Annotated in this window: 8 protein-coding genes; 5 read left to right on the top strand and 3 right to left on the bottom strand. The window is 62.5% G+C overall.

Going from position 1 to position 7,074, the window contains the following annotated elements; all coding sequences use genetic code 11:
- The 4 genes from BN871_RS23150 to BN871_RS23165 form a co-directional block, all read left to right on the top strand.
- A partial coding sequence (locus tag BN871_RS23150) for a winged helix-turn-helix domain-containing protein (RefSeq protein WP_198158092.1) occupies nucleotides 1-456 on the top strand: 456 nt, incomplete at its 5' end.
- Nucleotides 453-1,637, top strand: a complete 1,185-nt coding sequence (locus BN871_RS23155) for a cell wall metabolism sensor histidine kinase WalK (RefSeq protein WP_048749204.1) — start codon at nucleotides 453-455, stop codon at nucleotides 1,635-1,637. The genes BN871_RS23150 and BN871_RS23155, both read left to right, overlap by 4 nt.
- Nucleotides 1,624-1,875 (top strand): ATP-binding protein, encoded by a 252-nt coding sequence (locus BN871_RS23160; RefSeq protein WP_048749207.1) that lies wholly within the window; start codon nucleotides 1,624-1,626, stop codon nucleotides 1,873-1,875. Before BN871_RS23155 ends, BN871_RS23160 begins: the two co-directional genes overlap by 14 nt.
- A 336-nt stretch (nucleotides 1,876-2,211) precedes the next feature.
- Nucleotides 2,212-3,033 carry an alpha/beta hydrolase gene (locus BN871_RS23165; protein WP_048749209.1) on the top strand — a complete coding sequence of 274 codons (822 nt, stop codon included), beginning with the start codon at nucleotides 2,212-2,214 and terminating at the stop codon, nucleotides 3,031-3,033.
- 3 nt (nucleotides 3,034-3,036) lie between these two features.
- Here BN871_RS23165 and BN871_RS23170 read toward each other — a convergent pair whose 3' ends face one another.
- Genes BN871_RS23170 through BN871_RS23180 form a run of 3 tightly spaced genes read right to left on the bottom strand, consistent with a single transcriptional unit; the run spans nucleotide 3,037 to nucleotide 6,835 of the window.
- Nucleotides 3,037-4,206 (bottom strand): Ger(x)C family spore germination protein, encoded by a 1,170-nt coding sequence (locus BN871_RS23170; protein ID WP_021882005.1) that lies wholly within the window; start codon nucleotides 4,204-4,206, stop codon nucleotides 3,037-3,039.
- Nucleotides 4,203-5,717, bottom strand: coding sequence for a spore germination protein (locus BN871_RS23175; protein ID WP_053087036.1), 1,515 nt, complete (start codon nucleotides 5,715-5,717; stop codon nucleotides 4,203-4,205). Before BN871_RS23175 ends, BN871_RS23170 begins: the two co-directional genes overlap by 4 nt.
- The gene (locus tag BN871_RS23180) at nucleotides 5,714-6,835 is read right to left on the bottom strand and encodes a GerAB/ArcD/ProY family transporter (RefSeq protein WP_048749211.1); all 1,122 of its coding nucleotides are present in this window, start codon (nucleotides 6,833-6,835) and stop codon (nucleotides 5,714-5,716) included. The genes BN871_RS23175 and BN871_RS23180 overlap by 4 nt, the downstream gene beginning before the upstream one ends.
- 52 nt (nucleotides 6,836-6,887) lie before the next feature.
- On the opposite strand from BN871_RS23180, the gene BN871_RS29405 reads away from it, so the two are divergent.
- On the top strand, nucleotides 6,888-7,074 hold a 187-nt coding region (locus tag BN871_RS29405; RefSeq protein ID WP_232313282.1), incomplete at its 3' end, for a hypothetical protein.

Below are 7,074 nucleotides of genomic sequence, written 5' to 3' on the forward strand. Positions count from 1 at the left end.
CCCGAAGCGGCCGACATGCTCGCCGCAGGTCCGTTCCGCTTGTCGGAGCGGCTCCACAAGCTGTGGAAGGACGGACGCGAGATCGTGCTGACGCCGACGGAACTTTCCCGGGGGCAGGCGGCTGCTTCCTTCGAGCCCGAAGCGGCCGACATGCTCGCCGCAGGTCCGTTCCGCTTGTCGGAGCGGCTCCACAAGCTGTGGAAGGACGGACGCGAGATCGTGCTGACGCCGACGGAATGGACGCTCGTCAAGCTGCTCATGGAGAGATGCGGCCAGAGCGTCTCTCGGGACGAGATCCTCAGTGAAGTATGGGGACGATATTACGTCGGGGATCTGAAGGTCGTCGACGTCAACATCCGCCGTATCCGGCAGAAAATCGAGAGCAATCCCTCGGAGCCTGCGATCATCGAGACGGTATGGGGCTACGGCTACCGCTGGAAGCGGGGCGAAGCATGAAAAGCCTCCGAACCCAGATGGTGCTCAGCTATTTCCTGCTCATTTTCCTCGTCGTGCTCGTGCTTGGCGGCATGTTCATGACGCTAATCTGGAACTATTACTACGGCAGCGCCTCCAGCGCGATGAAGCAGCGCGTGGAATCCTCGATGACGCTGCACGCCCGTTCCATGCAGTGGATGACGCCGAACGAGCGGGCGGATTACATGCTCCAGAACATGACCGAGGGCTACCCCCGCATCCAGATGCTGCAGGCCGACGGACGCATGTTCATGGATTCGGACGGCATCTCCGACAACCGGACGATCCGCACGCCCGATGTCGTGCATGCGGCAGCGGGAGATACGACGGCCTGGTACGGCAAGGACGACGCGACCGGAGAGCGGATCGCCGCCGCCTCCTCGCCGCTCTACCGGGACGGCCGGATCGTGGCGATCATCCGTTATTCCGCCTCGCTGAAGGAAGTCGACGCGATGGTCGCGCGTCTGTTCCAGATGACCGCATTGACGGCAGCCGCCATCGTCGCGCTCTTCCTGCTGCTCAGCGTCCTGATGGCCAACCTGATCGTGCGGCCGCTCCGGGAGCTGACCCGCAGAGCCCGCCGCATGGCGGATGGCGACTGGTCGCTCGGCATCGCCTCAAGCGGCAAGCGCAACGAGATCGGCCAGCTGTCGGACACGCTCCATACGCTGGCTGTCGAGCTCAACAAGCGGGAGAAGCTGAAGAACGACTTCATTTCCTCCGTATCCCACGAGCTCCGGACACCGCTCACCTCGATCAAGGGCTGGAGCGAGACGCTCGCCGATCCCCATACGGATAGGGAAGAGCTGCGCGAAGGCCTGTCCATCATCTCCCGCGAGACGGAGCGGCTGACGGGGCTGGTCGAGGATCTGCTCGATTTCTCCAAGCTGAGCTCCAAGAGCATGGATCTCCATGAAGAGGAGCTCGATCTCAATCTGCCCGTGCGCGAATGCGTCCAGCAGCTTGCGGTGCGGCAGGAGGAGACCGGCGTGCGCCTCATCAGCCTGCTGGAGCCGCAGCCGCTGTATGTCGCCGGCGATCCGAACCGGCTGCGCCAGGTGATGATCAACCTGATCGACAACGCCTTCAAGTTCACCCCGCATGGCGGAACGATCCGCGTCATCTCCTCCCGCGGAGGGGGACGAGGCGGTGCTGCGCGTTGAAGATACCGGCGTCGGCATCGAGCCGGAGGACCTGCCGCATGTGACGGACAAGTTCTACAAGGCGGGCTCATCCCGTTCGGGAAGCGGTCTCGGGCTGGCCATCTGCCAGGAAATCGCCGAGCTGCACGGCGGACGGCTGCTGCTCCGGAGCGAGCCGGGAGCCGGCACCTCCGCCGAGCTGATCCTTCCTCTGCTGCCGACGCGCAGCGTGGAGCGGCAGGAAGCTCATTCCTTGTAGAAGAGCGATTTGCGGTTGACGAACACGAACCCGGCGGCAACGAGCAGCGCTCCGGCCAGGAATACGGCCAGCCAATGGCGTGCGACCCAATCGATAAGCTGTTCCATGCGGATTCTCTCCTGTCTCAAGAGTAGTCTGTCTGTGCCTCCATCTAGCGTTGCACCGGTCGGGCCGTTCCATTCGGAACGGCTTTTTCTATTGTCATTCGGCCGCCGGCCTCCTTCCATTGACAGACGGTCGAGAGAGATGATAAGCTGATTTCAGTTAATACTCACTAATTCGGTCGGAATTATGAGGATGAAATAATCGGACCCCGATAGAGAGGATGAAGCGCAGATGGAAAAACAGCTGACTTTGCGTCATGACGGACTGGAGCTGACAGCTACCTTGCACTACCCTGCCGGAGGAGGAGCGGAGCGGGAGGAGCGCAATCCCGCCGTCCTGATCTGCCACGGCTTCGTCGGCAGCCGGATCGGCGTCGACCGGCTGTTCGTCAAGACGGCCCGCCGGCTTGCGGCGCAGGGCTCCTATGTGCTGCGCTTCGACTACGGCGGCTGCGGGGAGAGCGGCGGCAGCTACGGCTCGCTCGGCTTCGATTCCATGGTGGAGCAGACGCGCGCCGCGCTCGATTACATCCTCTCGATGGACTGCGTCGATCCGCAGCGGATCACCCTGCTCGGCCACAGCCTCGGCGGAGCGGTCGCCCTGCATACCGCCGTCAAGGACAAAAGGGTAACGAGGCTGGTCATGTGGTCCTCCGTCGGCTATCCGTTCAACGACATCGTCCGCATCGTCGGCCGGAGCGGCTACGACGAAGCCGTGCTCAAGGGGGCTACGGATTATGCGGGCTACACGCTCGAGCCGGTGTTCTTCGACTCGCTGCAGCAGCATCAGCCGTTCCAGGCGGCGCCCCGCTTCGGCGGCGACGTGCTGCTCGTGCACGGCACGAGCGACGATGTCATTCCGGCCGACTACAGCTTCCTGTACCAGAAGGTTTTCTGGACCCGCGGCGACGGGCTGTGCGACAAGGAGATCATTTTCCAGGCGGACCATACCTACTCGACCCGCGCCCATCAGGAGGAAGCGATCCGGCTGACGGCCGACTGGCTGGAGAAGCTGGAGGGCCGCCGGCAGGAATGGCAGCACTGGAGCATCTGAGCTTCAAAGCGGCTTGTATTTCCCCGATGTCTGCAAATCCACGGCGACCTCCACATCGAAAGAATCCATCTTCAATATGAATTCCTTGCCATCCCGGGTCAGCTGCCTCCAGCTCCCGGGATGTTTGCGGTAGAGGATCTCCTCCAGGCCGAAAGGATCGGCTCCGATCGTCAGCGAGTTCCGGTACGCAGCCTCGATCTGCTGCTTGATCTGCATGGAAGCATGCTTCTCCATCTCCGCCATCGGTACGGGCTTCATCATCGTCTGCTGGATGCCCTTGAGGCGGACGCGGGCGTGGAACCGAGGCCGGCCCTGCGCGTCCAGCTTGAGGGTAATCTTGACCTTGGGGGCTTTCATATGAGCCGTTCCGAGCTCGTTGGAATCCTTTTTTATCAGGAGCAGCTTGTTCTTCGTCTTGGGATTCATCCACGGCCAGCCCTCCAGCTGGTGCTCGGTCAGAACGCCGGCGAATTTCCCTCCGCGGTAGAAACCCGCGCCGGCGAATTTCATTTTGGGCTTCGGCTTCTCCATCAGCTTCCAGCTCTTCGTGTCCAGAGAGAGCTCCGGCACGTAGGCCGTAAGAGCCGGATGGTTCACTTCCCGCAGGAAGCGGAACAGGTACAGCGGCTCGACCATCGACTGCTGCCTGTAGCTTTCCTCCGGCGTATGCAGCAGCGTCGTCGTATCGGACAGGTTGAAGAAGCCTTTGGCGGTGAATATATTTTCCAGCGGTTCATCCGTGCCGTAGATCCAGATATTGAACCGCACCTCCGGATGGGCTCCAATAATTTCCCGATAATCATAACGGGTCATATGCGCCTCCGCTTTCCTGGAGAGGAGCAGCGCCGATACATGGGTGAAGCTCATCCGCATCTGGGACGAATCGTACATCTGATTGAACGCCATGTTGATGTCCTTCGCCCTGCCTTTGCCGGTCCAGATCGGGGTCTCGCTCTCCGAGCCCGGCGCACTCTCCCGCTTGGATTCGTTGCTGAAGTCCAGCATCTGCACATAGACGGTGTAGTCCTTGCTTTCCTCGTCGTAATCGATGCCGACGGCTTTGATGAACATCAGGTTGGCGGACACCTCGCTCTTGAAGCAGCCGGCGGTCAGGACAAGCAGCAGCAGGACCGGCGCGAGGCGGACGGCCGCGATGAGGTTGGAGCGGTTCATTTGAGCGGGTCCTGGACGTCCAGATAGCCCGGCCGTTCAGGCTTGCGCCGGAACGGGACGATGAACAGCCCGTTCAGCAGGTCCTTGGGACGCATCGGGGACAGCGGCGCCAGGAAGGGCACGCCGAACGACTCCAGGCGGGCCAGGTAGACCGCGACGCTGATTACCGCCAGCATGAAGCCGAAGATGCCGAGCATGAAGGAGCAGAAATAGCAGTAGAAGCGAATCAGCGTCACCGCTCCGGAGAGGCTCTGGTTGACCAGCGTAGAGCCTGCGACGAACGTCATGGCGGCGATGACGATCATGACCGGGGAGACGAGGCCGGAGCGGACGGCGGCATCGCCGATGATGAGGCCGCCGACGACGGTCAGCGTCTGCCCGATCGCGCCGGGCAGACGCACGCCGGCTTCGCGGAAGATTTCGATCAGCAGCAGGGCAAGAATCATCTCCTGCTCCACATTGAGCGGAAGGCCGCGTCTGGCGTTCAAAATCGTCGCCAGCAGGCTGAATGGGATCTGGTCCACATGGAACAGCGCCAGGGCGACGTACAATCCCGGCAGGAAAGCCGAAATGAACAGGCAGAGATACCGCAGCAGCCGGGTGAAGTTGACGTACATATAGTTGGATTGGAGATCCTCGGCCGCCTTCATCAGGAGAAACAGATTGGCAGGGGCGACGATGGCCGTCGGATTGCCCTCCAGCATGATGATCACCCGTCCGGTCATGAGGCATTGCACGGCAAAGTCGGGCCGGCCGGTGTATGTGGTCAGCGGCACGAGCGTCCACGACTTCCCGACGAGCAGATCCTGCAGCTGCCGCGTCGAGGCGACGTCGTCGACCTTCAGCTCCTGCAGCTTGCGGCGGATGCCTTCGACCAGCGCCGGATTGGCGATGGAGCTTTCGTAGAGGAGGGCCACCTTGCTCCGGGAGCGGTCGCCGATCCAGAGATGCTCGCATTTCAGCGCCGGGCAGCGGAGACGGAAGCGGATGAGCGAGGTGTTGACGTCGATCTGCTCGACGAAGCCGTCCTTGGGACCGCGGACCGACACTTCCGTCGCCGCCTCGGAAGGGGTCCGTCCAGGGACGCTGCCCGCAAGCGCGGACCAAGCCCGCCGGGAGACGGGATCGAGGAGAACGGCCTCCGCCTGGAAAAGGACGCTGTTCAGCCGGGTCTGCCAGCTGCTCCCCGGCTTGCCGGGGTCTTCAACATGCTGGAGCGGCCTCCAGCCGTCCGGCATCTCTTCCTGCCCGTCTCCGGCTGCGGCCTGCAGCCGCTGCGGCAAGCCGGCTCTGGCTTGCGGGAGGACGCGGTTCTGCAGCCGGACGTCGGCCATGGAGCTGCAGTAGAGCAGCAGCAGCTGCGGCGGTCCGTCATCCGTGAGGGCTTCCGCTTCCGGCGCGGAACAGCCATCGGGATGTGGAAAGCGCAGCACGGCTACATCGTCGTTTCCGGCATACCATTCCTTGAGGCGGGCGTACGTCGGGAACGCTTCTCTCTGTTCCCCGCTCATGATTCGGCCGCCTCCTTTTCCTTGCCGCCTTTGTTGCCGCTGCCCGTCCAGCCGAGAACAGCGGCCAGAAACGAGACGATCAGCACGCCGCCTGCAAGGAAGAAGGGATACTGGACGCAGGTCATGTACCGGATGACCGCCATGTCCGGAATGGGCGCGACAGCGATCGTCAGCACGGAGACGGATACCGCCGCCATGGCCCAGCCTCTGCTTTTGAGGGTGCCGAAGCCCAGGAGCCGGACCATGAGATAGAATTCCAGCGAAATGCGGGCGAAGCCGCTGGAAATCCGCTGCACGATGGCGAACAGATCGATGTGCTCGATCGTTTTTCCCAGCGAGACGACGCGCCAGATTTCCAGCACCGGGTTGCGCAGGCGGATCGCCTCTGCCGGACCGAAAACGGTAATGGCGGAGATGATCGGGATAAGCGACAGCCAGGCCAGGAAGAGCGCGCTGAAGGCGAAGTGATGCCAGCGGAACGTTCCCTTGACCTCCTGCTGCATGCAGATCAGCGTCCAGATCTCCATCATGGAGACGAGCGCCAGGCCGGCTCCGCTGAGCATGGGAGCATATCCGTGCTGCAACACGGGGAACAGCTGGCGGTAATCCTGGTTCGGCCGGTTCAGCATGAGCAGCAGCGCGTCCAGCACGATCGCGATCGGGATCAGGATGACGCTGGTGAGTCCGATGGCGCGCAAGCCGCTCATCGCCGACAGGGCGCAGAGCAGAACCATGGAGCCGGCGATCAGAATGAGGGGCATGTCGGCCATGTAGCTGCGCACGGCGATATGGCCGGTTTCCCACATCGTCGTGGAAGCCTGCAGGAACAGCGCCAGAACGGCCAGAAGCCGGAAGGCCCAGGAGAGAAAGGAGCCCAGCGTCTGCTGCAGCCAGGCTTCCAGAGAGCGCCCGTCGAGGCGCTTCACGACGTACCAGGCGCCTGTCGCCCAGAGGAGCCCGGCGGGAACCGCGGCGAGCACGGACAGCCAGGCATCGTTCTGCGCCAGGCTGAGGATATAGGGGGGAGCGATGATGTTGGCGACGGCTCCGCTGCTGAGCAGGGCGAGAGAGAGGCTTGTCCAGATGCCGATGGTTCGAATATGCGAGCCGGTATTCATGAGTCTCACCCGCTTTCCTGTCCGAATTGGCATCCCTTCCGGGATGGGGATCATGATCGCAATTGGTAGTATGATCCACCTCTTCCTTCCCTATCCGCAGGCGGTCCGGGGAGACAAGCGGCGGCAAGTATGCTTAAATGGACATAACTGCCAACTACCGATGATGGAGGGGAACGATCTGGACATGGATTTGAATGTGCGGAGGGCGGGCATCCGGCCCCGCCACGGGCGCGTCAAGG

It is taken from the genome of Paenibacillus sp. P22 (genome assembly GCF_000469945.2).
GTDB lineage: Bacteria > Bacillota > Bacilli > Paenibacillales > Paenibacillaceae > Paenibacillus_O > Paenibacillus_O humicus.

Coding starts and splice junctions, on each gene's coding strand:
- BN871_RS23180 (WP_048749211.1), bottom strand. CDS start 6,835: ATGAATACCGGCTCGCATATTCGAACCATCGGCATCTGGACAAGCCTC.
- BN871_RS23165 (WP_048749209.1), top strand. CDS start 2,212: ATGGAAAAACAGCTGACTTTGCGTCATGACGGACTGGAGCTGACAGCT.
- BN871_RS23170 (WP_021882005.1), bottom strand. CDS start 4,206: ATGAACCGCTCCAACCTCATCGCGGCCGTCCGCCTCGCGCCGGTCCTG.
- BN871_RS23155 (WP_048749204.1), top strand. CDS start 453: ATGAAAAGCCTCCGAACCCAGATGGTGCTCAGCTATTTCCTGCTCATT.
- BN871_RS23175 (WP_053087036.1), bottom strand. CDS start 5,717: ATGAGCGGGGAACAGAGAGAAGCGTTCCCGACGTACGCCCGCCTCAAG.